Genomic DNA, 21,972 nt, shown 5'->3' on the forward strand with positions numbered 1-21,972 from the left:
TTTCACGTACGAGGCCAAGGCATGAACGAGGACACGGCCGACGCAGCCCGCTACGGTGAAGGCTGCGCCGCGTTCTACGACGAAATCTATCCGCCGCCGGGCAGCCAGGCGCTGCGGATGCTGGTCGGGCTTGCCGCCGGCGGCGCGGTGCTCGAAGCCGGCGTAGGTACGGGACGCTACGCACTGCCCCTGCTCGCTCACGGACTCCCCGTGCATGGCATCGAGGCGTCGCCCGCGATGCGGCAGCAGCTGCGGCGCAAGCCCGGCGCCGCGGCGCTAGGCCTTACCGCCGGCGATTTCAGCCGCGTCTCCGCACCCGGCCGCTACACCCTGGTGCTGTGCCTGACCGACACCCTGGCCCTGCTGCCGGACCGCTGCAGCCAGCGCGCCGCGCTTGAACGCCTGGCACGCAGCATGGCGCCCGGCGCAAAACTGCTGCTGGAGACCGCCCATGGCAGCTGCGCAGCGCCAGCAGAAGTGGATATCGAGTTTCTTTCGGCAGCTGGCAAGCGCAGCTACCGTGTCAGCCTGCTGCCGCTGCACCTGGCCGAACTCGATGACTGGACCGCCGGCTGTGGACTGCGGCTGGCCGCGCGCTGGCGCAACTGGCAGGCGCAGGACTGGAACGGCGAGAACGGGATGGTGCTGTCGCTGTATGTGGCGGCCGGGGATTGAGGCGGGACAACAACGCAGCAGCGGCGGGAAAAGCCTTCTCCCCCAGGCGTGTTCACGCGCCTGGGGAAAGGAAGCAAGACATAATCCGCCTCAGTTCCTGGGCTTGCCCTGGTACTTGCCGCGGTATTTCTCGTACAAGCGCGTCTGCTTGTTGGACATATCCACTTCACGGCCTTGTATCCAGGCGCGCTCGACCTTGGTGAAGTTCTCCAGCGCATCGCCGTCGGCGACAAAAAGCGTCGCGTCCTTGCCTACGTCGAGGGAACCCAGGCGCTGGTCCACGCCGAGGATCTCGGCCGGACCCAGGGTAATGGCGCGCAGGGCGGCGTCGCGGCCCAGGCCGAAGGCGGCGTAGCTGGCGGCCTGGTACGGGAGGTTGCGCTCGTCGGAGGCGCCACCTTCGTTGGCGATGGCCAGGCGCACGCCGGCAGCGGCGAGCTTGCCGGCAGCGGTGTAGACGGAATCGTAGGACTCCCAGCGCCGCTGCGGCAGCTGGTGCGACGAACCCAGGATCACCGGAATGCCGCGCGCCTTGAGCGTATCGGCGAAGTGCCAGGCGTCCATGCCGCCGACCAGCACCAGGCGCAACTTCTCGCGCTGGGCCAGGGCCAGGGCCTCGCGGATCTGCACCGCTTCATTGGCGTGCACGAACAGCGGCTGTTTGCCTTCCAGCACCGGCAGCATGGCTTCCCAGCGCAGGTCCGTCGGCGACTGCGGGTTTTGTTTGCGCGCGGCCTGGTAGCTGCGCGCCTCGCGGAAGGCGGTATCGATCGCGGCGAATTTCCTGCGCGCGGCTTCGGCCGCCTTCTCCTGCGCCTGGGCCGGCAGCCAGGGCGGCGTGCGCGTGGACGGCCAGGCCAGGTGTACGCCGACGCTGGCGACCAGGCTCATGTCCTCCCAGGTCCAGCCGTCGAGCTTGACCAGGGCGGACTGGCCGGTGAGCAGACCGTCCTCGCTGGGCCGCGGCACCACATGTACGGTGAGCACGCCGTTGGAGCGCGCCACCGGCAGCAGTTCGCTGTCGGCGTCGATCGCGACCAGGGCGCGCGCGTTGGGATTGATCGCGCCGGATTCGGCCATGTCGACGGTGGCGCGCACCGCGTCCACCTCGGTCAGGCCGAGCAGGCTGTCCGAAGCGATCAGGCCGGGATAGACCTGCTTGCCGTCCAGCGCGATGCGCTGCACGCCGGCGGGCGCGTCCACGCGGGCGCCGAGGGCGGCGATCTTGCCGTCACGCACCAGGATCTCGCCCTTTTCGATCACGCCGTGGCTGACCGTGTGCAGGTCGGCGCCGCTCAGCACGAATTCGCCGCCGGCGGCGTTGGCCAGTGTGGAAATCAGCGCAAAAGCCAGAATGGAAAAACGTTTCATCAGTGCGCCTCCTGCGCCGAACAGGTGTTGACCGGCTCGCTGTTGTGATAAGGGCCGCGCAGATTGGCGTACTGCACTGCTTCGTTGCCATGGACGTGTTCTTCGTTCGGCGCCGCCGGCTTGTCATCCTTCTTCTCGCCGTCTTTCTTGTCCTTCCTGGCCAGCGCCTTGATGCGTTCGGGCAGGGCCTTGGCGATGATGCGTTCGCGCGCCTGGTGGATGCGCGTGCGCTCGGCCAGGTCCTCGTCGCGGTCGAAGTATTTGCGCCCGTCGATCCAGGTCTGTTCCACCCGCGCCAGCGCGGACAGCGGGCTGGCGCTCCAGATCACGAAGTCCGCATCTTTGCCGGGCTCCAGCGAGCCGACGCGGTCGGCTACGCGCATCTGCCGGGCAGGATTCAAGGTGACCAGGTTGAGCGCGTCGGTCTCGCTCATGCCGCCGTATTTCACTGCCTTGGCGGCTTCGGTGTTGAGACGGCGGCCGAGTTCGTCGGAATCGGAATTGAAGCTGGCCACCACGCCCTGGGACTGCAGCAGCGCGGCGTTGTACGGGATGGCGTCCTTGACCTCCATCTTGTATGCCCACCAGTCGGAGAAGCCCGAAGCGCCGGCGCCGATCTGGGCCAGCACATCGGCGACCTTGTAGCCTTCGAGGATGTGCTGGAACACCGGCTGTATCTTGAAGCGCTGGGCGATGCGCGCAAAGGCGAGGATCTCGTCCTGGCGGTAGCTGTGGATATGCACCACGCGCTTGCCCTGCACCACTTCGGCCAGTGCTTCCAGGCGCAGATCGCGCCGCTGCGGCGCCGCGCCCTTGGCCGGCTTGGCGAGGTAATCCTGCGCGGCGAGCAGGCTGTCCAGGTCGATCTGCTCCACGCCCATGCGCGTCTGCGGGTAGCGTTGGTTGAACTGCGGTCCCCAGTTGGACTGCTTGACGTTCTCGCCCAGGGCGAACTTGATCGACGGCGGCGCGGCGGCGAAGCGCAGGCCGTCCGCATCCTCGCCCCAGCGCAACTTGATGGTCTGCGACTGGCCGCCGATGGGATTGGCCGAGCCGTGCAGCAGCTGGGCCGCGGTGACGCCGCCGGCGAGCTGGCGGTAGACGGTCATGTCGGTGGGATCCAGCGCATCGCCGATGCGCACTTCGCTGGTGACGGCGTGAGTGCCTTCGTTGACGCCCTTGGCCACGGCCATGTGCGAGTGGGTGTCGATGATGCCGGGTGCGACGTGCTTGCCGCGGGCGTCGATCTCGATGGCGCCGGCGGGTGCTTTCAGGCCCTTGCCCACGGCAACGATGCGGCCATCGGCGACGGCGAGGTCGGCGTCTTCCAGCTTGCCCTGGCCGGACTGGGTCCAGATGGTAGCGTGCCGCACTATCACATTCTGTACTTTGGGCGGCGCGGCGCGGCCGAATTCGCCGGCCGGGAAGCGCGCCTCGTCCGACGGCAGCGCCGGCACGCCCGGCGGCTTGGCCGGCGCGCGCGGCTTGGGCGCCGTCTGCGTCGCGCTGAGGCGGAATTCGCGCGTGCCGTCGATCAGGCCGCGGCCTTCGGCGCTGCCGCCGTCGAGCTGCAGACTGACCGGGAAGCGCTCCGTGCGCTGGCCCAGCAGGCTGCCGGCCGGATACAAGGTCAGGCGGCGGTTGTCGAGCACGACGGGGAAGCTCTGGTCGCCGGCCTTGGCCAGCAGCTCGTTGAGTTCACCGCTGATTTCCAGCGTGGCCGGGCCCTGCACGCCGCTCCACTGCAGGTTCCAGCTGCCGCGCGGATCGGGCGCGGCCGCATCGGCGAGCACGTAGCGCCGGCCGTCGATCCAGGATTCGTAGATGCGCGCCTTGTCGGAGCGGAACAGGTCGGCGTCGGCAACCACCAACTGGGCGGCACGGCCCGGCTCCAGGCTGCCCAGGCGCTGACCCAGGCCCAGCAGCGCGGCCGGCTGCACGGTGAGCGCCGCCAGTGCGTACTGCTCATCCAGACCGCTGCTCACGGCCTTGCGCAGGTTGGCCCAGAACTGTTCCTCGGGCTTTTTCAGGCCGGTCGCGGTGAAGGCGAAGGGAATGCCGGATTCGGCCAGGCGGCGCGCATTGAACGGCGCCCATTCCCAGGATTCCAGGTCGGCCAGCGACAGCTCCAGCGCGCGCTCGGGATCTTCCACCGCGGGCGCTTCGGGGAAATTCAGCGGCACGATCACCGGCACCGCGGCCGCCTTGATGCGGGCCAGGTCGCGGTATTCGCGGCCGTTGCCGGCCAGCACCAGTTTGAGACCGAATTCCTGCGCCAGCGCGAAGACGCGGGCGTAGTCCAGTTCATCCTCGGCGCTGAAGACCACCGGCTGGCGCCCGGCCAGGCTGTCCTGCAGCGCATCCAGGGCGAGGTTGGCCTCGGCCCGCGGCGGATTGGACTGGCGCTGGGCCCATGCCTGGTAATCGCGCTGCCAGATCGCGTCGTACCAGGTCTGGCGCACCAGCGCGACCGCGCCCATCAGCGACGAGGGATATTCGGCGGACGGGAACTTGCTCATCTCGAAGGCAAGATGCTGCGCCACGCGCGGCTTGAGCAGCACCTCGTTGAGGCGGATGGAATCGCCGAGCGTAACCAGGGCACTCTGGCCGCGGAACACGCCTTTGTCCGGCGCACTGAGCACACTGGTGAAGCCGAGCCTGCGCAGGGTCTCGGCCTTTTTCGGATCCGGCTTGAGCGTGCGCGAGACATCGCGCTCGGGCCGCACCTTGCTGCTCCAGTGGCGCGCGCCCTGCTGCGGCGCCGGCGTATAGGGCGCCGCTGCGGGCGGCGCGGCGCTGGCCGGTGCGGGCTCGCTGCTCTGGGCGTATTCGCTGTTGGCGTCGATGAAGCCGGCGAATACGGTCTTGCCGCCGAGGTCGATCGCCAGCGCGCCGGCAGGGATCTCGCCGCCGGCCTTGGCCGAGACGATCACGCCGTCGCGCATGACCAGGGTGCCGTTCTCGATCACCTGCCCCGGCTTCACCACCAGGCGCGCCTGGGTCAGCGCGATGAAACCCGGTGTGTTGTCGCGCAGGCCTTCCACCGGATTCGCATTCGGCAGCTGCACCGCCGCCGCCATTCCGGCTGCCGTGGCGCAGGCCAGTCCAGCCAATACGCCCCAAAGACGCTTGCGCGCCGTCGCCATGCCCATGTCATCCCCATGCTGGTTGGCAAAAAGGCAGCATAGCGGCGGGGCGTGGGTTGCGAGACAGGACGAAAGTCATGGTAGCGCCGGAATTGGGATTCGGGATTTGCAACGGCGAGGGCCGGCACGAGTGAAGCGGCGCGCCTTCGCGTAGCGGAGATGGGAAGGCGCCGGCTGCTGCTGGTGCGATGTGGACGCCAGCCTGCACGAAGCGATGCACGCGACAGCAGATTCCCGCGGCGGGAAATCCAAAAAAAAAGCGCGCCGGGAAGGCGCGCTTTTCTCAATTCCCGAACATCCGGTTTCAGCTTCCACGAATCCCGATTCGCCGATCCCGGATCCTGGCCTTTGCGGATCCCGAATTCCGACTAACCAATCCCGGGCAGCTTTTCGGCCTCAGGCCGGGAAGCGCGTCTCCGCCGGCGCCACCTGCGTCTGCTTGCGCACGATCAGCATGGCCATCTCGATGGACTGCTCGTAGTTCAGGCGCGGGTCGACGTTGGTCTTGTAGGCGCGGGCGAGGTCGGTCTCGGTGAGATCGCGCGCGCCGCCCAGGCATTCGGTGACGTTCTCGCCGGTCAGTTCCAGATGCACGCCGCCGAGACGGGTGCCGCAGGCGGCGTGGATGTCGAAGGCGCGGTCCAGTTCGTTGCGGATGTTCTCGAAGCGGCGCGTCTTGACGCCCGACGAGGTGGACTCGGTATTGCCGTGCATGGGATCGCAGCTCCACAGCACGCGCGCGCCTTCGCTCTTCACGGCTTCGACCAGCGGCGGCAGGTGCTGCTCGATCTTGTCCGCGCCCATGCGGTGCAGCAGGGTCAGGCGGCCGGGTTCGTTGTCCGGGTTCAGCACCGCGACCAGGCGCTTGAGCTGGTCCGGCTTGACCGACGGCCCGATCTTGACTGCGATCGGATTGCGGATGCCGCGGAAATATTCCACATGTGCGCCATCCACGTCGGCCGTGCGCATGCCGATCCAGGGGAAATGGGTGGACAGGTTGAACCAGCCCCACTGGCGCGGCACCTGCCGCGTCTGCGCCTGCTCGTAGTGCAGCACCAGGGCTTCGTGCGAGGTGTAGAAATCCACCCGCGAGAAGCTGCCGATGGGCGCGCCGTGCAGGGTTTCCATGAAGCGCAGCGAATCGCCGATGGATTCGACCATGCGCTGGTATTCGTTCATCAGCGGCGAGTACTTGACCCAGTCCAGATCCCAGTATTCCGGGTGGTGCAGGTCGGCGAAACCGCCGTCGATCAGGGCGCGCACGAAATTCATCGTCAGCGCGGAGTGGGAATGGCCTTCGACCAGGCGCTGCGGATCGGGCCGGCGCGCCTCGGGCGAGAATTCCACCGCGTTGACGATATCGCCGCGGTAGCAGGGCAAGGTGACGCCGTCGCGGGTCTCGGTATCGGCTGAACGCGGCTTGGCGTACTGGCCGGCGAAACGGCCTACGCGCACCACCGGCAGCTTGAGGCCGTGGGTGAGCACCAGGCTCATCTGCAGCAGCACCTTGAGGCGGTTGGAGATCAGCGCCGAGGAGCAGTCATCGAAGCTTTCCGCGCAATCGCCGCCCTGGAGCAGGAAACGGCGGCCTTCCTGGGCCTCGGCAATCTGCTTGCGCAGGGCGATCACTTCCCAGGAGGTGACCAGGGGCGGCAGGTTGCGCAGCTTGGCGAGCGCGCGGTCCAGCTCGGCCTGATCCGAATAACTGGGCTGCTGCACGGCCGGGCGGGTCTGCCAGGAGGCGGGAGTCCAGTCCTTGGCTTCACGGACGGGGTGGATATGGCGCTCGATCTGACTCATGACACGGGCCTTGCTGCAATGCGGAAAATGATCTTGCCACAGCGCCGCCGCGACGCAAGCGCATGAGCGCCGGCGCCGCGACTTATGGCGAATTACCGTGAGCTGGCATACGGACGCGGCGGCTTGCGCCAGGCGGCAGCCAGGGCGAAAACGGTCAGGCCGACGAACCAGACCAGGCACCAGGCCGGCATGTTCAGGCCGAGGAAGGTCCAGTCGACCTTGGCGCATTCACCGGAGCCGGTCAGCACCATCTGCAGGGTCTTGGACAGGGGAAATGCTTCGAGCATGTAGCCCAGGCCGGGGCCGCAGTCCGGCACCTTGTCCGGAGGCAGTGTGGTCAGCCACACATGCCGGCCGGCAATGGCCGCGCCGATGATGCCCGGAATCGCGACGAGGATTGCGTAGTATTTGCGCCCCCCACTGCGCGGACCATGGATAGCGCCGAGCAGGAAGAACACCCCCATGGCGAAGAACGCGACGCGCTGCAGTATGCACAGCGGGCAAGGATCCTTGCCGAGCTGGTACTGGGCGAACAGCGCATAGCCGAGCAGTGCGGCAGTACACAGCGCACCGAACAGGTACTGGGCGCGGAACGACCAGGAGAACGGATTCAGTTTCATGGGGCGAAGTCACTCCAACGGTCGGGACAGAGGGCCGGAATACGCGAGTATCGGCCCCAGCGCTGATGGACCGCCAGCCCCGCGCGAAAGTGCCGCGGCTGCGACGCATTGCCGCGCAACCGCGCTGGATGGCGCGCCGGCGTATGCGGGGCGCCGGAACGAGGCGGAATCTTCTCGCCGCCACTGCCGCCGGGCGGTGCCCACAAACGCATTGCCGCGGCAGAAACGACAAAGCCCGGACCGTCGCCGGCCCGGGCTTTGCGATCAACAGTGATGCAGCGCGATTACTCGGCCGATTCGGCGCTCACGACCGGACGGTCGACGAGTTCGACATAGGCCATCGGCGCGTTGTCGCCGGCGCGGAAACCGCACTTGAGGATGCGCAGGTAGCCGCCCTTGCGCTCGCGGTAACGCGGGCCCAGGTCGACGAACAGCTTGCCCACCGCGACCTTGTCACGCAGACGCGCGAAGGCCAGGCGGCGATTGGCGACGCCGTCGGTCTTGGCCAGCGTGATCAGCGGCTCGGCCACGCGACGCAGTTCCTTGGCCTTGGGCAGGGTGGTCTTGATCAGCTCGTGCTTGAACAGCGACGAAGCCATGTTCTTGAACATCGCTTCGCGGTGGCTGCTGGTCCGGTTGAGCTTGCGGCCCGATTTCATGTGACGCATGGTGTGTTTCCTTCGTGATCCGCAGCGGATCAGCCCATCATGCCGTGGGTCAGACCCATCGGCGGCCAGTTCTCTAGCTTCATGCCGAGCGACAAGCCACGCGCACCCAGCACGTCCTTGATCTCGGTGAGCGACTTCTTGCCCAGGTTCGGCGTCTTGAGCAGCTCGACTTCCGTCTTCTGCACCAGGTCGCCGATGTAGTAGATGCTCTCGGCCTTGAGGCAGTTGGCCGAACGCACGGTCAGTTCCAGATCGTCGATCGGGCGCAGCAGGAGCGGATCGACTCCGCCCTTCTCCGCCTTGGTGTCGGCGCTTTCACGGCGGGTGAAGTCGCCGAACACCGAGAGCTGGTCCTGCACGATCTCGGCGGCCTTGCGCACGGCATCTTCGGCGTCGATGGTGCCGTTGGTCTCGACATCGAGCACCAGCTTGTCCAGGTCGGTACGCTGTTCGACGCGGGCGGCGTCGACTTCGTACGCCACGCGGCGCACCGGGCAGAACGAGGCGTCCAGCTGCAGACGGCCGATCGGACGGGTCTCTTCTTCCGGCAGACGACGCGCGGTGGCCGGCTGGTAGCCGACGCCGCGGACGATCTTCAGCCGCATGTTGAGCGCGATGTCCTTGGTCAGGTGGCAGATCACGTGGTCGGGATTCACGATCTCGACGTTGTGATCGACCTTGATGTCGCCAGCGGTGACCACGCCCTTGCCCTTGCGCGACAGGCTGAGGGTAGCCTCATCCTGGCCGTGCATGCGGATGGCGACGTCCTTCAGGTTGAGCAGGACTTCGATCACGTCCTCCTGCAGACCTTCCAGCGTGGTGTACTCGTGCAGCACGCCATCGATCTCTACTTCCGTGATGGCTGCGCCCGGAATGGACGACAGCAGCACGCGGCGCAGAGCGTTGCCGAGCGTGTGGCCGAAACCGCGCTCCAGCGGCTCGACGATCACCTTGGCGCGATTGGCGCCGACGCGCTCCACGCCAATGCCGCGGGCGCGCAAAACGGTGGTAGACGAATGGGCCATGTACCCGACTCTCCAGGATTACTTCGAATAAAGTTCGACGATCAGCGCTTCGTTGATGTCGGACGGCAGATCCGAGCGCTCCGGCACCGATTTGAACAGGCCGCTGAACTTCTTCGCATCAACTTCGACCCAGTTCGGCGCCAGATCCATCTCCTGCGAGAGGGTCAGGGCTTCCTGGATACGCAGCTGGTTGCGCGAGTTCTCGGTGACGGTGATCTGGTCGCCGGCGCGGACCTGGAAGGAGGCCAGGTTGACCTTCTTGCCGTTGACTTCGATCGCCTTGTGCGAAACGAGCTGACGGGCCTGGGTGCGGGTGACCGCGAAGCCCATGCGGTAGACGACGTTGTCCAGACGCTGTTCCAGCATCTGCAGCAGCGATTCGCCGGTATTGCCTTTCTTGCGCGAAGCCTTGGCGTAGTAGCTGCGGAACTGGCGTTCCAGCAGGCCGTAGATGCGCTTGACCTTCTGCTTCTCACGCAGCTGCACCGCGTAGTCGGACAGCTTGCCCTTGCGGGCCGCGCCGTGCTGGCCAGGCTTCTGCTCCAGCTTGCACTTGGAATCGACCGCGCGGGCCGGGCTCTTGAGGCTCAGGTCGGCGCCTTCGCGGCGCGCCAGCTTGCAGGTGGGACCGATATAACGTGCCATGTCGGAGCTCCTTACACGCGGCGACGCTTGGGCGGACGGCAGCCGTTATGCGGAATCGGCGTGACGTCGATGATGTTGGTGACCTTGTAGCCGAGCGCATTGAGCGAGCGGACGGCGGACTCACGGCCCGGGCCCGGGCCCTTGATGCGCACTTCCAGGGTCTTCAGACCGTAGTCCAGCGCGGCGCGGCCGGCCTTTTCGGCGGCGACCTGGGCGGCGAACGGGGTCGATTTGCGCGAGCCGCGGAAGCCGGCGCCACCGGAGGTCGCCCAGGACAGTGCATTGCCCTGGCGGTCGGTGATGGTGATGACGGTGTTGTTGAAGGAGGCCTGCACGTGGACGATGCCGTCCGTAACGACGCGCTTGATCTTCTTCTTGGTCTTGGCAGCTGCCGGCTTATTCATGAGTTCTGTCCGAATCCATTACTTCTTGATCGCGCGCCGCGGACCCTTGCGGGTGCGAGCGTTGGTGCGGGTACGCTGGCCGCGCACCGGCAGACCGCGACGATGGCGCAGGCCGCGGTAGCAGCCCAGGTCGATCAGGCGCTTGATGCTCATGCCCACTTCGCGGCGAAGATCGCCCTCGACCGTGAACTTGGCGATCTCATGGCGCAGCTTTTCGACTTCCGCCTCGGTCAGGTCCTTGATCTTGCTGGTCGATTTGACGCCGGCAAGCTCGCAAACTTTCTTCGACCGGGAGCGGCCGATACCGTAAATACTCTGCAAACCGACCCACACATGCTTGTGGACCGGCAGGTTGACACCTGCAATGCGCGCCATGTAAATCTCTCCGAAACGGGCTTAAAGCGCAGTGAACTGAAAATTGTACCCTGGTTCGCGGGATTTGACAAATCCCGCCACGGAGCAAGCTCCGAGGTAACTCCTGTACCCCGTCCTGTGCGGGGGAACCGCGCGGCTCAACGGCCGCGCAGGTTCGATTTCTTCAACAGACTGCCGTACTGGTGCGAGACCAGATGGGCCTGGACCTGCGCGGTGAAATCCATCACCACGACGACCACGATCAGCAGCGACGTACCACCGAAGTAGAACGGCACATTCCAGGCATTGCGCAGGATGTCCGGGATCAGGCAGACCGCGACCAGGTAGATCGCACCGGCAGCGGTCAGGCGGGTCAGCACGCCGTCGATGTAATCGGCGGTGGACTTGCCCGGACGGATGCCCGGAATCAGCGCGCCCTGCTTCTTCAGGTTGTCCGCGGTTTCCTGCGAGTTGAACACCAGCGCGGTATAGAAGAACGCGAAAATCACGATCAGCGCGGCGAACACCAGCATGTAGACCGGCTGGCCCGGGGTCAGGCCGGTGGTCAGAACCTGCAGCCAGCGGACTTCACCGGACTTGCTGAACCAGGTCGCGGCCGTGGCCGGAAACATGATCAGCGAGGAAGCGAAGATGGCCGGGATCACGCCCGCCATGTTCAGCTTCAGCGGCAGGTGCGAACTCTGGTTCATGTAGGCCTTGGCACCGCCCATGCGCCGCGCGTAGTTCACCGTGATGCGGCGCTGGCCGCGTTCGACGAACACCACGAAGGCGGTCACCAGCAGCACGATGGCCAGCACGGTAATCACCATCAGCGGATTGAGCTGGCCTTCGCGGGCCATGTTCAGCGTATGCACGACCGCGCCGGGCAGGCCGGCGACGATGCCGGCGAAGATCAGCAGCGAGATGCCGTTGCCGATGCCGCGCTCTGTGATCTGCTCACCCAGCCACATCAGGAACATGGTGCCGGCGGTCAGGCCGACCACAGCAGCGAAGATGAAGCCCGGACCCGGGTTGTAGACCACGCCCGCCTGGCCCGACAGCGCGAACGACACGCCGAAAGCCTGGAAGGCCGCCAGGGCCACCGCGCCGTAGCGGGTGTACTTGGTGATCGTACGACGGCCGGATTCGCCTTCCTTGCGCAGCTGCGCCAGGCTGGGAACCACGGTGGTGAACAGCTGCACGATGATCGAGGCCGAGATATACGGCACCACGTTCAAGGCGAAGATCGACATGCGCTCCAGTGCACCACCGGAGAACATGTTGAACATGTCGATGATCCCCCCCTGCCCCTCGATCAGACGGGACATGGCCTCGGGGTTGACGCCCGGCACCGGGATGAAGGTGCCGAGGCGATAGACGATCAACGCACCAATGACAAACAGGATGCGCCGCTTGATCTCGTCAAACTTGCCGAGCGAAGCGAGCGCATTGGCCTGGTTTGCTGCCATGGACTTACTCCAAGCTGCCGCCGGCTGCCTCGATCGCGGCCTTGGCGCCGGCCGTAGCGGCCACGCCCTTCAGCTTGACCGCGCGCTTGATGTCGCCCTTCTTCACGATCTTGGCATGCTTGGCGCGGGCCTCGACCAGGCCGGCGGCGCGCAGCACGTCGAAATCGATCACGTCGACGTTGAGCGAGTCCAGCTTGTACAGCAGGACTTCGCTGACTTCATGGGCGGTCTTGGAACGGAAACCGACCTTGGGCAGACGGCGCTGCAGCGGCATCTGGCCGCCTTCGAAACCGGCCTTGACCTTGCCTTTGCCGGTGCGGGCGTACTGACCCTTGTGACCACGGCCGGCAGTCTTGCCGAGGCCGGAACCGATACCGCGACCGACGCGGACGCGCTCCTTGCGGGCGCCGTCTGCAGGCTTGAGCGTATTGAGACGCATGATGTACTCCGAAATTCCTAGAGGGCTCAGGCCTGGTCTTCCACGGCTACCAGGTAGTAGACCGTGTTGATGAGGCCGCGCACTTGCGGGCTGTCCTTGAGGTCGCGCACGTCGTTGAGCTTGTTCAGGCCCAGGGCCTTGACGCTCAGACGGTGACGCGCCTGCACGCCGCGCAGACCTTTGACCAGGCGCACGCGCACGGTCTTTTCGTTGTTATTCGCCATGACCAGTCACCTCAGCAACGCTCTTGCCACGCTTGGCGGCGATGCGATCCGGCGAGGCCATAGCCGCCAGGCCCTTGATCGTCGCACGCACCAGATTGATGGGGTTGCGCGAACCCACGGCCTTGGCCAGAACGTTCTTCACGCCGACCACTTCCAGCACGGCGCGCATGGCGCCGCCGGCGATCACGCCGGTACCGGCCGAAGCCGGCTGCATGAACACCTTGGCCGCACCGTGGTTGGCCTTGACGGCGTGCCACAGCGTGCCTTCGTTGAGCTTGACGCTCGTCATGTTGCGACGCGCGCGTTCCATCGCCTTCTGGATGGCGACCGGCACTTCGCGCGCCTTGCCATAACCGAAGCCGACCTTGCCATCGCCGTCACCGACGACGGTCAGCGCGGTGAAGCTCATCTGCCGACCGCCCTTGACCGTCTTGGCCACGCGGTTCACGGCGATCAGCTTCTCCAGCATGCCGTCGCTATTTTCACGTTCATTGGAGGACATAGTGCACCTTGGTGGTCCCGGTCTGGCGGGACACGTTGCTTACGGCCTGGGCCGCTTGGAGTTGTGGTGGAACTGCCGGGCGACGAGCGGGAACCGAACTGAGGACGTCTGTCCGATTCCCAAGTCCCGCCGCGCCGTGGTGGTGCTTAGAACTTCAGGCCGGCTTCGCGGGCAGCATCGGCCAGGGCTTGGATGCGACCGTGATAGCGGAAGCCCGAACGGTCGAACGCGACCGATTCGATGCCGGCGGCGAGGGCGCGTTCGGCGACAGCCTTGCCGACCGCGGCCGCAGCCGTCTTGTTCTTGGTGCCCTTGAGGCCTTCGGCAACCGAATCCTGCAGGGTCGAGGCCGCCGCGATCACCTTGTCGCCGGAAGCGGCGATGACCTGGGCGTAGATATGCTGGCCCGTGCGGTGCACGGTCAGACGGGGAACCGCCAGGATGCGGATGCGGGCGCGCGTGGACTTGGCGCGGCGCAGGCGGGAAATCTTCTTTTCCATCGTCATTCTCCGAAGCTGAAGGGTATGGCGAAGCCCGGCGGTCACCGGGCTTGCACGCATTAGGCCTTCTTGGCTTCCTTCAGGGTGATCTTCTCGCCGGAATAGCGCACGCCCTTGCCCTTGTAGGGCTCCGGCGGACGGAAACCACGGATCTTGGCGGCAGCCTGGCCAACGGCCTGCTTGTCGGCGCCCTTGATCAGGATTTCGGTCTGGCTCGGGGTTTCCAGAGCAACGCCTTCCGGCGCCTTGAACACGACCGGATGGGAGAAGCCGAGGGTCAGGCTCAGATCCTTGCCCTGCATGGCGGCACGGTAACCCACGCCGACCAGTTCGAGCTTGCGGACGTAACCTTCGCTGACGCCCTTCACCATGTTGTTCAGCACGGCGCGGGCGGTGCCGGCCAGCTTGTCATCGGCGATGGCGACCGGCTTGCAGGACAGCTCGCCGCCGTTGACGGCGATCTCGACGCCCGGGAAGGCGACGGACTTCAGCGTGCCCTTGGGGCCCTTGACGGTGACGCCGTCGGCGGCCACCTGGCATTCCACGCCCTTCGGCAGGGCGATCGGCAGTTTTGCTACGCGGGACATTGGCTATCTCCTATTAGGCGACCAGGCCGATGACTTCGCCGCCCAGGCCCTTGGCCCGTGCCTGCGCATCGGTCATGACGCCGCTGGACGTCGAAACGATGGAGATGCCCAGACCGCCCAGAACCTTGGGCAGCGCGTCCTTGCCGCGGTACACGCGCAGGCCGGAACGCGACACGCGCTCCAGACGCTCGATCACCGGCTTGCCCTCGTAGTACTTCAGGGCGATTTCGAGTTCCGGCTTGCCGTCGACGCTGTTGACCTGGGCGTCGCGGATATAGCCTTCATCCTTCAGCAGCTTGGCCAGGGCCAGCTTGATCTTGGAGGACGGCATGCGCACCGTCGCCTTGCCCGTGAGCTGGGCATTGCGAATGCGGGTGAACATGTCGGCGATGGGATCAGTCATGCTCATGTGTAGTGAATCCTTAAGTTAGCACCGATATCCGCTGGAATTTTACCAGCTGGCCTTGCGCAGGCCGGGCACGTCGCCACGCATGGTCGCCTCACGCAGCTTGTTGCGGCCGAGGCCGAACTTGCGGTAGACGCCGCGGCTGCGGCCGGTCTGTTCACAACGGTTGCGCTGACGCGACGGACTGGAGTCGCGCGGCAGCTTCTGCAGCTTGGCGGCCGCTTCCATCTTTTCTTCGTAGGAAGCGTTCACGCTGCTGACGATCTTCTTCAGCTCGGCGCGCTTGGTGGCGTGCTTCTTGGCCAGCTTCTCGCGCTTGACTTCGCGATTCACCATGCAGGTCTTAGCCATTACAGAATCCTCGCGAAATCAGTTGCGGAACGGGAAGCTGAAAGCTTCCAGCAGGGCACGGGCTTCTTCGTCGGACTTCGCGGTGGTCGCGATCGAGATGTCCATGCCGCGCATGGCGTCGACCTGGTCGAAATCGATTTCCGGGAAGATGATCTGTTCCTTGACGCCCATGTTGTAGTTGCCGCGGCCGTCGAAGGCGCGGCCGGACACGCCGCGGAAGTCGCGCACGCGCGGCAGCGCGACGCTGATCAGGCGGTCCAGGAACTCGAACATGTGGGCGCGGCGCAGGGTGACCTTGCAGCCGATGGGCCAGCCTTCGCGGATCTTGAACGAGGCGACCGACACGCGCGCCTTGGTCGTGACCGGCTTCTGGCCAGCGATCTTGGTCATGTCGTCCAGCGCGTTCTCAAGCACCTTCTTGTTGCCGACCGCTTCGCCCACGCCCATGTTGAGCGTGATCTTGGTCAGACGAGGCACCTGCATGACGTTGGCGTAGCCGAAGCGCTGCATCAGCTTGGGCACGACGACATCTTTGTAGTGTTTTTCAAGGCGGGTCATTGCGGCTTTCCTCAGGCGTCAACCATTTCGCCGGACTTCTTGAACACACGCACCTTGCGGCCGTCCTCGAGGACTTTGTAGCCGATGCGTTCGCCCTTGCCCGTCGCCGGATTGACCAGCAGCACGTTGGAATTATGGATGGAGGCCTCACGCTCGACGATGCCGCCGGGCTGGTTGGCCTGGGGGTTCGGCTTGGTGTGGCGCTTGATCAGATTCAAGCCGGCGACCACGACGCGGTCATCCGCGATGCGCAGCACTTCGCCCGTCTGACCCTTGTTCTTGCCGGTGGTCACGATGACGCGATCACCCTTGCGAATACGATTCATGGCGTAAACCCCGTTACAGCACTTCGGGCGCGAGCGACACGATCTTCATGAACTTCTCGCCGCGCAGTTCGCGCGTGACCGGTCCGAAGATGCGCGTGCCGATCGGCTCGAGCTTGTTGTTGAGCAGCACGGCGGCGTTGCCGTCGAAGCGGATCAGCGAGCCGTCGGCGCGGCGCACACCCTTCTTGGTGCGCACGACGACTGCGTCATAGACCTCGCCCTTCTTCACCTTGCCACGGGGAATCGCGTCCTTGACCGTGACCTTGATGATGTCGCCGATCGCGGCGTAGCGGCGCTTGGAACCGCCGAGCACCTTGATACACATCAGTTCTCGCGCACCCGAGTTATCGGCGGCGGCGAGATAGGTCTGCATCTGAATCATGGTTGTTTCTCCTCAGACCTGTCTTACTGCGCAGCGCGGGTGACGATCTCGACCACGCGGAAGTTCTTGGTCTTGGACAGCGGCGCGCATTCCTGGATGCGGACGACGTCGCCTTCCTGACACTCGCTCTTCTCGTCGTGGGCGTGATACTTGGTGGAGCGACGGATGATCTTGCCGTACAGCTCGTGCTGCACCTGGCGCTCGACCAGCACGGTCACCGTCTTGTTCATCTTGTTGCTGACCACGCGCCCCTGGATGGTGCGGACGGTCTTCTGATTGTCGGTCATGGCGTCGGTCCTTACTTCATCTGGCCGAGCAGCATCTTGACCGTCGCGATCTCGCGACGAACGCGCTTGATCTCGTGCGTCTGGGTCAGCTGGCCGGAGCCCTTTTGCATACGCAGCTTGAACTGCTCATTGCGCAGTTCGCCGATATGGGCGGTGAGTTCCTGCGCGGACTTGGTACGAAGTTCCTTGAGTTCCATCACAGCACCGTCCGGGTCACGAATTGAGTCTTGACCGAAAGCTTGGCGGCAGCGAGGCGGAACGCTTCGCGTGCGGCGGCTTCATCGACGCCTTCGATCTCATACAGCATGCGGCCGGGCTGGATCGGGGCGACCCAGTATTCGACGTTGCCCTTACCGGCACCCATTCGGACTTCGATGGGCTTCTTGGTGATGGGCTTGTCCGGGAACACGCGGATCCACAGCTTGCCGCCGCGCTTGACGAAACGGGTGATGCAGCGACGGGCGGCTTCGATCTGACGCGAGGTCAGCTGGCCGAACTCGGTGGACTTCAGGCCGAACTGGCCGAAGCTCACCTTGTTGGCGACGAAGCTCAGGCCTTCGTTGCGGCCCTTGAATACCTTGCGGTACTTGGTTCGCTTGGGTTGCAACATGATCAGGCTCCTTGCTTCGGCGCGCGGCGCTGCGGACGCTCTTCATTCGCTTCGGCCTTGGCCGCTTCCGCAGCCTGAGCCAAGTCGAAGATCTCGCCCTTGTAGACCCACACCTTGATGCCGATGATGCCGTAGGTGGTGGTCGCTTCCGCGAAGCCATAGTCGATGTCGGCGCGCAGGGTGTGCAGCGGCACACGACCTTCGCGATACCACTCGGAACGGGCGATTTCCGCACCGTTCAGACGGCCGGCGACGTTGACCTTGATGCCGAGGGCGCCAATGCGCATCGCGTTCTGCACGGCGCGCTTCATGGCGCGGCGGAACATGATGCGGCGCTCCAGCTGCTGCGCGATCGATTCGGCGACGAGCTGGGCGTCGAGTTCGGGCTTGCGCACTTCGGTCACGTTGATATGGGCGGGAACGCCCATGATCGTCGAGACTTCCTTGCGCAGCTTCTCGATGTCCTCGCCCTTCTTGCCGATCACCACGCCCGGACGGGCGGTGTGGATCGTCACGCGCGCGGTCTTGGCCGGGCGCTCAATCAGGATCTTGCTGATGCCGGCCTGGGCGAGCTTCTTCTTCAGAACCTCGCGCACCTTGAGATCGGCGGCCAGATAGCCGGCGAAATCGCGCTTGTTGGCATACCACTTGGAGTTCCACTCCTTGGCGATGCCAAGGCGGATACCGGTAGGATGAACTTTGTGACCCATCGTTCTAAGTCCTTCGCTTAGCTGCCGGTACCGACAACCACGGTGATGTGGCTGGTCCGCTTGATGATGCGCGTACCACGGCCCTTGGCGCGGGCGGCGAAACGCTTCAGGGTCGGGCCTTCATCGACGAAGATCTTGGCGACCTTCAGTTCGTCGACGTCGGCGCCGTCATTGTTCTCGGCGTTGGCGATAGCCGACAGCAGCACCTTCTTCACCAGGTGTGCGGCCTTCTTGTCGCTGAACGTCAGCAGATTGGTGGCGCGGTCGACGGCCAAGCCACGGACCTGGTCAGCGACCAGGCGGACCTTCTGCGGCGAAATGCGCGCACCGCGCAGTATTGCTTTGGTTTCCATCGCAGTGTCCCTTACTTCTTATCGGCTTTCTTGTCGCCGGAATGACCCTTGAAGGTACGGGTCATGGCGAACTCGCCGAGCTTGTGGCCGACCATGTTTTCGTTGACCAGCACCGGGATGTGGGCCTTGCCGTTGTGGACGGCGATCGTGAGACCGACCATCTCCGGCAGGATCATCGAACGGCGCGACCAGGTCTTGATCGGGCGCTTGTTGTTGGCGGCTACAGCGGCCTCCACCTTCTTTTGCAGGTGCAGGTCGATGAACGGGCCTTTCTTCAGTGAACGAGCCATGATAAGTACCTATCAGCCGCGACGATCGCGCACGATGAACTGGGAAGTGCGCTTGTTCTTGCGCGTCTTGTAACCCTTGGTCGGCATGCCCCAGGGCGAAACCGGATGCGGGTTACCCTGGCCGGCGCGGGCCTCACCACCACCGTGCGGATGGTCGACCGGGTTCATGGCCGCACCGCGGACGGTGGGACGAACGCCGCGCCAACGCTGCGCACCGGCCTTGCCGATGTTTTCCAGGTTGTGTTCCGAGTTGCCGACTTCGCCGAGGGTGGCGGTGCAGTCAGCCGGAACCTTGCGCATTTCACCCGAGCGCAGACGCAGCGTGGCGTAACCGCCTTCACGCGCGACCAGCTGGGCCGAACCGCCGGCGGCGCGAGCGATCTGGGCGCCCTTGCCCGGCTTCATTTCGATGCAGTGCACGGTCGAACCGACCGGGATGTTGCGCAGCGGCAGCGCGTTGCCGACCTTGATCGGCGCGTCGCGGCCGGCCATGAGCTGGTCGCCTTCCTTCACGCCCTTGGGGGCGATGATGTAGCGGCGCTCGCCGTCGGCATAGCACAGCAGCGCGATGTGCGCGGTGCGGTTCGGATCGTATTCCAGGCGCTCGACGCGGGCGGGGATGCCTTCCTTGTCGCGCTTGAAGTCGATGATGCGGTAGTGCTGCTTGGAGCCACCGCCCTTGTGACGGGTGGTGATGCGGCCGTTGTTGTTGCGGCCGCCGGTCTTGTTCTGCGCTTCGGTAAGGGCGGCGTACGGCGAGCCCTTGTGCAGGCCCGGCGTCACCACGCGGACCATTGCGCGGCGTCCAGCAGAAGTCGGCTTGTAATCAATCAGTGCCATGGGTGTCCCACCTTAGGCCGTGGCCGTCACGTCGATGCTCTGACCTTCGGCAAGGCGCACATAGGCCTTGCGCTGGTCCGAACGACGGCCCGAGCGGAAACGGAAGGTCTTGGTCTTGCCCTTGGCATTGACCACATTGACCGCCTCGACTTTGACGTTGAACAGCTGCTCGATAGCGGCCTTCACGTCGGCTTTGGTCGCGGTCGACGCGACTTCAAACACATACTGGCTGTGAGCGGCCAGGCGCGCCGTCTTTTCAGACACGCGCGGGGCGCGGATCACGTTCAGGAGACGCTCGTTCATGCCAGCCACTCCTCGATCTTCTTCACCGCATCGACCGTCACAACGACGTGGTCGGCGCGCACCAGGGCGACCGGATTCAGTGCGTTGGTGTCGACGACTTCGAGCACCTTGTGGTTGTTGCGCGCGGCGAGATACAGGTTCTCGCTCACGTTCTCGCTGACGATGATGGTCTTGCCGGTGAAGTTCATTTCACCGAGCTTGGCCACCAGGCCCTTGGTCTTGGGAGCGTCGACGTCGAACTCGGCCACGACCTTCAGGCGATCCTGGCGGATCAGCTCGGACAGGATCGAGGCGAGCGCACCGCGGAACATCTTCTTGTTGACCTTCTGCGAGAAGTCGCGCGGCTTGGCAGCGAACGCGACACCGCCGCCGACGAAGATCGGGGCGCGGTAGTCGCCGTGACGGGCGCCGCCGCCCTTCTGCTTCTTGAACTTCTTGGTGGTGCCGGACACTTCCGAGCGCGACAGCTGCGCCTTCGTGCCTGCACGGCCGGCATTGCGATAGGCCGTGACGACCTGGTGCACCAGATCACCGCGGAATTCTTTGCCGAAAACGGCTTCGGAAACATTCAGCGGCGAGGCGCCGATTACATTGAGTTCCATGGCGTCGCTCCTCAGGCCTTGGCGGCCGCGCGGATGATGACGTCGCCGCCCGTCGCGCCCGGCACCGCGCCCTTGACGGCGATCAGGTGACGTTCGGCGTCGATCTGCACGACTTCGAGGTTCATGGCCGAGCGGGTGACGTTGCCCATGTGGCCGGACATCTTCTTGCCCGGGAACACGCGGCCCGGCGTCTGGCGCTGACCGATGGAGCCCGGCGCACGATGCGACAGCGAGTTACCGTGGCTGGCGTCGCCCATGGTGAAGTTCCAGCGCTTGATCGTGCCCTGGAAGCCCTTGCCCTTGCTGACACCCTGCACGTCGATCTTCTGACCGACCTTGAAGACCTCGTCGGCCTTCACTTCGCCGCCGACGCTGAAACCACCGATCTCGGCGGCGTCGACGCGGAATTCCCACAGACCGCGGCCGGCTTCGACCTTGGCCTTGGCGTAATGACCTGCCAGCGGCTTCGTCACCAGCGAGGCGCGCTTGCTACCTGCCGTGACCTGCACCGCGTTGTAACCGTCGTTCTCGACCGTCTTGATCTGGGTGACGCGGTTCGGCGTCGCCTCGATCAGGGTCACCGGAATCGAGCGACCATCTTCGGTGAAGACTCGGCTCATGCCGCACTTGCGGCCAACCAATCCGATACTCATGTTCGTGTCCTGTTGCCTGTGTTACGCCCGGACTCAGTAAAGCTTGATCTGCACGTCCACGCCGGCGGCGAGGTCGAGCTTCATCAGGGCATCCACGGTCTTGTCATTGGGATCGACAATATCCAGCACGCGCTTGTGGGTGCGCGTCTCGTACTGGTCACGCGCGTCCTTGTCGACGTGCGGCGAAACCAGCACGGTGTAACGCTCGATCTTGGTCGGCAGCGGAATGGGACCGCGCACCTGGGCGCCGGTACGCTTCGCAGTCTCCACGATCTCACTCGCGGAGCGATCGATCAGTCGGTGATCGAATGCCTTCAGTCGAATACGGATCTTTTGGTCCGCCATGGCCGAAATCCTTAGTTAAAAGAGCGACGGGAGACGGCAACTTCATGTGCCGTTCCCCAAAAAATCGGGCGGACCAGTTGCAAAACTGGTCCGCCCAGACATGAAAGTGTAGTACGCGCACAGGCGCCCGTCAAGCGGGCTCGATACGCGACGACTCCGTGTCTGGCGAACACGAGGCACATCCTGTGCCTCTTTTCGCTGTAGGGGCCGCCCCCCCATCGGGGAGCGGCAAATACCGCTGTATTGCTTAGGCGAAGATCTTGGCGACGACGCCGGCGCCGACGGTGCGGCCGCCTTCACGGATCGCGAAGCGCAGGCCTTCTTCCATCGCGATCGGGGCGATCAGCGTCACCACCATCTTGATGTTGTCGCCCGGCATCACCATCTCGACGCCTTCCGGCAGTTCCACATTGCCCGTCACGTCCGTCGTGCGGAAGTAGAACTGCGGACGATAACCCTTGAAGAACGGCGTGTGACGGCCGCCTTCTTCCTTCGACAGCACGTACACCTCGGCCTCGAACTTCGTG

At 65.0% G+C, this 21,972-nt stretch carries 33 protein-coding genes; 1 reads left to right on the forward strand and 32 read right to left on the reverse strand.

Annotation, left to right across the window (positions count from 1 at the left end):
* Nucleotides 1-21 precede the first annotated feature (21 nt).
* Nucleotides 22-675 (forward strand): class I SAM-dependent methyltransferase, encoded by a 654-nt coding sequence (locus NM961_RS01855; protein ID WP_255910609.1) that lies wholly within the window; start codon nucleotides 22-24, stop codon nucleotides 673-675.
* A 90-nt stretch (nucleotides 676-765) separates the two neighbouring features.
* Here NM961_RS01855 and NM961_RS01860 read toward each other — a convergent pair whose 3' ends face one another.
* The 32 genes from NM961_RS01860 to NM961_RS02015 all read right to left on the reverse strand — a co-directional run.
* Nucleotides 766-2,046: an amidohydrolase family protein gene (locus tag NM961_RS01860; protein ID WP_255910610.1), complete on the reverse strand. Its 1,281-nt coding sequence runs from the start codon at nucleotides 2,044-2,046 to the stop codon at nucleotides 766-768.
* On the reverse strand, nucleotides 2,046-5,198 hold the full coding sequence (locus NM961_RS01865) for an amidohydrolase family protein (RefSeq protein ID WP_255910612.1): 3,153 nt from the start codon (nucleotides 5,196-5,198) through the stop codon (nucleotides 2,046-2,048). The genes NM961_RS01860 and NM961_RS01865 overlap by 1 nt, the downstream gene beginning before the upstream one ends.
* A 390-nt stretch (nucleotides 5,199-5,588) precedes the next feature.
* Nucleotides 5,589-6,992 (reverse strand): class II 3-deoxy-7-phosphoheptulonate synthase, encoded by a 1,404-nt coding sequence (locus NM961_RS01870; protein WP_255910614.1) that lies wholly within the window; start codon nucleotides 6,990-6,992, stop codon nucleotides 5,589-5,591.
* 92 nt (nucleotides 6,993-7,084) lie between these two features.
* Complete coding sequence (locus NM961_RS01875) at nucleotides 7,085-7,606, reverse strand: disulfide bond formation protein B (protein WP_255910668.1); 522 nt, start codon at nucleotides 7,604-7,606, stop codon at nucleotides 7,085-7,087.
* A 290-nt stretch (nucleotides 7,607-7,896) separates the two neighbouring features.
* Nucleotides 7,897-8,280 (reverse strand): 50S ribosomal protein L17, encoded by a 384-nt coding sequence (gene rplQ / locus NM961_RS01880; RefSeq protein WP_255910616.1) that lies wholly within the window; start codon nucleotides 8,278-8,280, stop codon nucleotides 7,897-7,899.
* Nucleotides 8,281-8,309: 29 nt separating this feature from the next.
* A complete protein-coding gene (locus NM961_RS01885) occupies nucleotides 8,310-9,305 on the reverse strand; it encodes a DNA-directed RNA polymerase subunit alpha (RefSeq protein WP_255910617.1) in 996 nt (331 codons plus the stop codon).
* 18 nt (nucleotides 9,306-9,323) lie between these two features.
* A complete protein-coding gene (gene rpsD, locus NM961_RS01890) occupies nucleotides 9,324-9,950 on the reverse strand; it encodes a 30S ribosomal protein S4 (protein ID WP_255910618.1) in 627 nt (208 codons plus the stop codon).
* An 11-nt stretch (nucleotides 9,951-9,961) separates the two neighbouring features.
* On the reverse strand, nucleotides 9,962-10,354 hold the full coding sequence (gene rpsK, locus NM961_RS01895; protein ID WP_255910619.1) for a 30S ribosomal protein S11: 393 nt from the start codon (nucleotides 10,352-10,354) through the stop codon (nucleotides 9,962-9,964).
* An 18-nt stretch (nucleotides 10,355-10,372) separates the two neighbouring features.
* Nucleotides 10,373-10,729, reverse strand: coding sequence for a 30S ribosomal protein S13 (gene rpsM, locus NM961_RS01900; protein ID WP_255910620.1), 357 nt, complete (start codon nucleotides 10,727-10,729; stop codon nucleotides 10,373-10,375).
* Nucleotides 10,730-10,866: 137 nt separating this feature from the next.
* Nucleotides 10,867-12,177, reverse strand: coding sequence for a preprotein translocase subunit SecY (gene secY / locus NM961_RS01905; protein ID WP_255910621.1), 1,311 nt, complete (start codon nucleotides 12,175-12,177; stop codon nucleotides 10,867-10,869).
* 4 nt (nucleotides 12,178-12,181) lie between these two features.
* Nucleotides 12,182-12,616 (reverse strand): 50S ribosomal protein L15, encoded by a 435-nt coding sequence (gene rplO / locus NM961_RS01910; protein WP_255910622.1) that lies wholly within the window; start codon nucleotides 12,614-12,616, stop codon nucleotides 12,182-12,184.
* Between the two features lie 26 nt (nucleotides 12,617-12,642).
* Nucleotides 12,643-12,840, reverse strand: a complete 198-nt coding sequence (gene rpmD / locus NM961_RS01915) for a 50S ribosomal protein L30 (RefSeq protein WP_255910623.1) — start codon at nucleotides 12,838-12,840, stop codon at nucleotides 12,643-12,645.
* Complete coding sequence (rpsE, locus tag NM961_RS01920; RefSeq protein ID WP_255910625.1) at nucleotides 12,830-13,342, reverse strand: 30S ribosomal protein S5; 513 nt, start codon at nucleotides 13,340-13,342, stop codon at nucleotides 12,830-12,832. The genes rpmD and rpsE overlap by 11 nt, the downstream gene beginning before the upstream one ends.
* A gap of 146 nt (nucleotides 13,343-13,488) precedes the next feature.
* Entirely contained in the window at nucleotides 13,489-13,848 is a 360-nt protein-coding gene (rplR, locus tag NM961_RS01925) for a 50S ribosomal protein L18 (RefSeq protein ID WP_255910627.1), read from the reverse strand.
* 53 nt (nucleotides 13,849-13,901) lie between these two features.
* Complete coding sequence (rplF, locus tag NM961_RS01930) at nucleotides 13,902-14,429, reverse strand: 50S ribosomal protein L6 (RefSeq protein WP_255910628.1); 528 nt, start codon at nucleotides 14,427-14,429, stop codon at nucleotides 13,902-13,904.
* 13 nt (nucleotides 14,430-14,442) lie between these two features.
* Nucleotides 14,443-14,838, reverse strand: a complete 396-nt coding sequence (rpsH, locus tag NM961_RS01935; protein ID WP_255910629.1) for a 30S ribosomal protein S8 — start codon at nucleotides 14,836-14,838, stop codon at nucleotides 14,443-14,445.
* Between the two features lie 42 nt (nucleotides 14,839-14,880).
* The gene (rpsN, locus tag NM961_RS01940; protein ID WP_255910630.1) at nucleotides 14,881-15,186 is read right to left on the reverse strand and encodes a 30S ribosomal protein S14; all 306 of its coding nucleotides are present in this window, start codon (nucleotides 15,184-15,186) and stop codon (nucleotides 14,881-14,883) included.
* A gap of 18 nt (nucleotides 15,187-15,204) precedes the next feature.
* Complete coding sequence (gene rplE / locus NM961_RS01945) at nucleotides 15,205-15,744, reverse strand: 50S ribosomal protein L5 (RefSeq protein WP_255910631.1); 540 nt, start codon at nucleotides 15,742-15,744, stop codon at nucleotides 15,205-15,207.
* 11 nt (nucleotides 15,745-15,755) lie between these two features.
* Nucleotides 15,756-16,070 (reverse strand): 50S ribosomal protein L24, encoded by a 315-nt coding sequence (rplX, locus tag NM961_RS01950; protein WP_255910632.1) that lies wholly within the window; start codon nucleotides 16,068-16,070, stop codon nucleotides 15,756-15,758.
* Between the two features lie 13 nt (nucleotides 16,071-16,083).
* Nucleotides 16,084-16,452 carry a 50S ribosomal protein L14 gene (gene rplN / locus NM961_RS01955; protein ID WP_255910633.1) on the reverse strand — a complete coding sequence of 123 codons (369 nt, stop codon included), beginning with the start codon at nucleotides 16,450-16,452 and terminating at the stop codon, nucleotides 16,084-16,086.
* A gap of 23 nt (nucleotides 16,453-16,475) precedes the next feature.
* Nucleotides 16,476-16,739 (reverse strand): 30S ribosomal protein S17, encoded by a 264-nt coding sequence (rpsQ, locus tag NM961_RS01960; protein ID WP_255910634.1) that lies wholly within the window; start codon nucleotides 16,737-16,739, stop codon nucleotides 16,476-16,478.
* A gap of 11 nt (nucleotides 16,740-16,750) precedes the next feature.
* Nucleotides 16,751-16,936, reverse strand: coding sequence for a 50S ribosomal protein L29 (rpmC, locus tag NM961_RS01965; RefSeq protein WP_255910635.1), 186 nt, complete (start codon nucleotides 16,934-16,936; stop codon nucleotides 16,751-16,753).
* A complete protein-coding gene (gene rplP / locus NM961_RS01970) occupies nucleotides 16,936-17,349 on the reverse strand; it encodes a 50S ribosomal protein L16 (protein ID WP_255910636.1) in 414 nt (137 codons plus the stop codon). Before rplP ends, rpmC begins: the two co-directional genes overlap by 1 nt.
* 2 nt (nucleotides 17,350-17,351) lie before the next feature.
* The gene (gene rpsC, locus NM961_RS01975) at nucleotides 17,352-18,059 is read right to left on the reverse strand and encodes a 30S ribosomal protein S3 (protein ID WP_255910637.1); all 708 of its coding nucleotides are present in this window, start codon (nucleotides 18,057-18,059) and stop codon (nucleotides 17,352-17,354) included.
* 17 nt (nucleotides 18,060-18,076) lie between these two features.
* Nucleotides 18,077-18,412: a 50S ribosomal protein L22 gene (gene rplV / locus NM961_RS01980; protein WP_255910639.1), complete on the reverse strand. Its 336-nt coding sequence runs from the start codon at nucleotides 18,410-18,412 to the stop codon at nucleotides 18,077-18,079.
* An 11-nt stretch (nucleotides 18,413-18,423) separates the two neighbouring features.
* On the reverse strand, nucleotides 18,424-18,702 hold the full coding sequence (gene rpsS / locus NM961_RS01985; RefSeq protein WP_255910641.1) for a 30S ribosomal protein S19: 279 nt from the start codon (nucleotides 18,700-18,702) through the stop codon (nucleotides 18,424-18,426).
* Between the two features lie 12 nt (nucleotides 18,703-18,714).
* Nucleotides 18,715-19,542: a 50S ribosomal protein L2 gene (rplB, locus tag NM961_RS01990; RefSeq protein ID WP_255910643.1), complete on the reverse strand. Its 828-nt coding sequence runs from the start codon at nucleotides 19,540-19,542 to the stop codon at nucleotides 18,715-18,717.
* A 12-nt stretch (nucleotides 19,543-19,554) separates the two neighbouring features.
* Complete coding sequence (gene rplW / locus NM961_RS01995; protein ID WP_255910645.1) at nucleotides 19,555-19,845, reverse strand: 50S ribosomal protein L23; 291 nt, start codon at nucleotides 19,843-19,845, stop codon at nucleotides 19,555-19,557.
* Nucleotides 19,842-20,447 (reverse strand): 50S ribosomal protein L4, encoded by a 606-nt coding sequence (rplD, locus tag NM961_RS02000; RefSeq protein WP_255910647.1) that lies wholly within the window; start codon nucleotides 20,445-20,447, stop codon nucleotides 19,842-19,844. Before rplD ends, rplW begins: the two co-directional genes overlap by 4 nt.
* An 11-nt stretch (nucleotides 20,448-20,458) precedes the next feature.
* On the reverse strand, nucleotides 20,459-21,100 hold the full coding sequence (gene rplC / locus NM961_RS02005; RefSeq protein WP_255910648.1) for a 50S ribosomal protein L3: 642 nt from the start codon (nucleotides 21,098-21,100) through the stop codon (nucleotides 20,459-20,461).
* Nucleotides 21,101-21,133: 33 nt separating this feature from the next.
* Nucleotides 21,134-21,445, reverse strand: coding sequence for a 30S ribosomal protein S10 (gene rpsJ / locus NM961_RS02010; protein ID WP_255910649.1), 312 nt, complete (start codon nucleotides 21,443-21,445; stop codon nucleotides 21,134-21,136).
* 247 nt (nucleotides 21,446-21,692) lie between these two features.
* On the reverse strand, nucleotides 21,693-21,972 hold a 280-nt coding region (locus NM961_RS02015), incomplete at its 5' end, for an EF-Tu C-terminal domain-related protein (RefSeq protein WP_500691676.1).

The sequence above is a fragment of the Tahibacter harae genome (assembly GCF_024437735.1).
Taxonomy (GTDB): Bacteria; Pseudomonadota; Gammaproteobacteria; order Xanthomonadales; family Rhodanobacteraceae; genus Tahibacter; species Tahibacter harae.

Coding starts and splice junctions, on each gene's coding strand:
- rpsH (WP_255910629.1), bottom strand. CDS start 14,838: ATGAGCATGACTGATCCCATCGCCGACATGTTCACCCGCATTCGCAAT.
- rplX (WP_255910632.1), bottom strand. CDS start 16,070: ATGAATCGTATTCGCAAGGGTGATCGCGTCATCGTGACCACCGGCAAG.
- rplF (WP_255910628.1), bottom strand. CDS start 14,429: ATGTCCCGCGTAGCAAAACTGCCGATCGCCCTGCCGAAGGGCGTGGAA.
- rpsK (WP_255910619.1), bottom strand. CDS start 10,354: ATGAATAAGCCGGCAGCTGCCAAGACCAAGAAGAAGATCAAGCGCGTC.
- rplP (WP_255910636.1), bottom strand. CDS start 17,349: ATGTTGCAACCCAAGCGAACCAAGTACCGCAAGGTATTCAAGGGCCGC.
- NM961_RS01885 (WP_255910617.1), bottom strand. CDS start 9,305: ATGGCCCATTCGTCTACCACCGTTTTGCGCGCCCGCGGCATTGGCGTG.
- rpsN (WP_255910630.1), bottom strand. CDS start 15,186: ATGGCTAAGACCTGCATGGTGAATCGCGAAGTCAAGCGCGAGAAGCTG.
- rpmC (WP_255910635.1), bottom strand. CDS start 16,936: ATGGAACTCAAGGAACTTCGTACCAAGTCCGCGCAGGAACTCACCGCC.
- rplD (WP_255910647.1), bottom strand. CDS start 20,447: ATGGAACTCAATGTAATCGGCGCCTCGCCGCTGAATGTTTCCGAAGCC.
- rpmD (WP_255910623.1), bottom strand. CDS start 12,840: ATGGCGAATAACAACGAAAAGACCGTGCGCGTGCGCCTGGTCAAAGGT.
- rplV (WP_255910639.1), bottom strand. CDS start 18,412: ATGGAAACCAAAGCAATACTGCGCGGTGCGCGCATTTCGCCGCAGAAG.
- rpsM (WP_255910620.1), bottom strand. CDS start 10,729: ATGGCGCGCATTGCAGGTGTCAACCTGCCGGTCCACAAGCATGTGTGG.
- rplC (WP_255910648.1), bottom strand. CDS start 21,100: ATGAGTATCGGATTGGTTGGCCGCAAGTGCGGCATGAGCCGAGTCTTC.
- rpsC (WP_255910637.1), bottom strand. CDS start 18,059: ATGGGTCACAAAGTTCATCCTACCGGTATCCGCCTTGGCATCGCCAAG.
- rplE (WP_255910631.1), bottom strand. CDS start 15,744: ATGACCCGCCTTGAAAAACACTACAAAGATGTCGTCGTGCCCAAGCTG.
- NM961_RS01865 (WP_255910612.1), bottom strand. CDS start 5,198: ATGGGCATGGCGACGGCGCGCAAGCGTCTTTGGGGCGTATTGGCTGGA.
- rplB (WP_255910643.1), bottom strand. CDS start 19,542: ATGGCACTGATTGATTACAAGCCGACTTCTGCTGGACGCCGCGCAATG.
- secY (WP_255910621.1), bottom strand. CDS start 12,177: ATGGCAGCAAACCAGGCCAATGCGCTCGCTTCGCTCGGCAAGTTTGAC.
- NM961_RS01855 (WP_255910609.1), top strand. CDS start 22: ATGAACGAGGACACGGCCGACGCAGCCCGCTACGGTGAAGGCTGCGCC.
- NM961_RS01870 (WP_255910614.1), bottom strand. CDS start 6,992: ATGAGTCAGATCGAGCGCCATATCCACCCCGTCCGTGAAGCCAAGGAC.
- rplW (WP_255910645.1), bottom strand. CDS start 19,845: ATGAACGAGCGTCTCCTGAACGTGATCCGCGCCCCGCGCGTGTCTGAA.
- NM961_RS01860 (WP_255910610.1), bottom strand. CDS start 2,046: ATGAAACGTTTTTCCATTCTGGCTTTTGCGCTGATTTCCACACTGGCC.
- rpsQ (WP_255910634.1), bottom strand. CDS start 16,739: ATGACCGACAATCAGAAGACCGTCCGCACCATCCAGGGGCGCGTGGTC.
- rplR (WP_255910627.1), bottom strand. CDS start 13,848: ATGACGATGGAAAAGAAGATTTCCCGCCTGCGCCGCGCCAAGTCCACG.
- rplO (WP_255910622.1), bottom strand. CDS start 12,616: ATGCGTCTCAATACGCTCAAGCCTGCAGACGGCGCCCGCAAGGAGCGC.
- rpsD (WP_255910618.1), bottom strand. CDS start 9,950: ATGGCACGTTATATCGGTCCCACCTGCAAGCTGGCGCGCCGCGAAGGC.
- rplN (WP_255910633.1), bottom strand. CDS start 16,452: ATGATTCAGATGCAGACCTATCTCGCCGCCGCCGATAACTCGGGTGCG.
- rpsJ (WP_255910649.1), bottom strand. CDS start 21,445: ATGGCGGACCAAAAGATCCGTATTCGACTGAAGGCATTCGATCACCGA.
- rpsS (WP_255910641.1), bottom strand. CDS start 18,702: ATGGCTCGTTCACTGAAGAAAGGCCCGTTCATCGACCTGCACCTGCAA.
- rpsE (WP_255910625.1), bottom strand. CDS start 13,342: ATGTCCTCCAATGAACGTGAAAATAGCGACGGCATGCTGGAGAAGCTG.
- rplQ (WP_255910616.1), bottom strand. CDS start 8,280: ATGCGTCACATGAAATCGGGCCGCAAGCTCAACCGGACCAGCAGCCAC.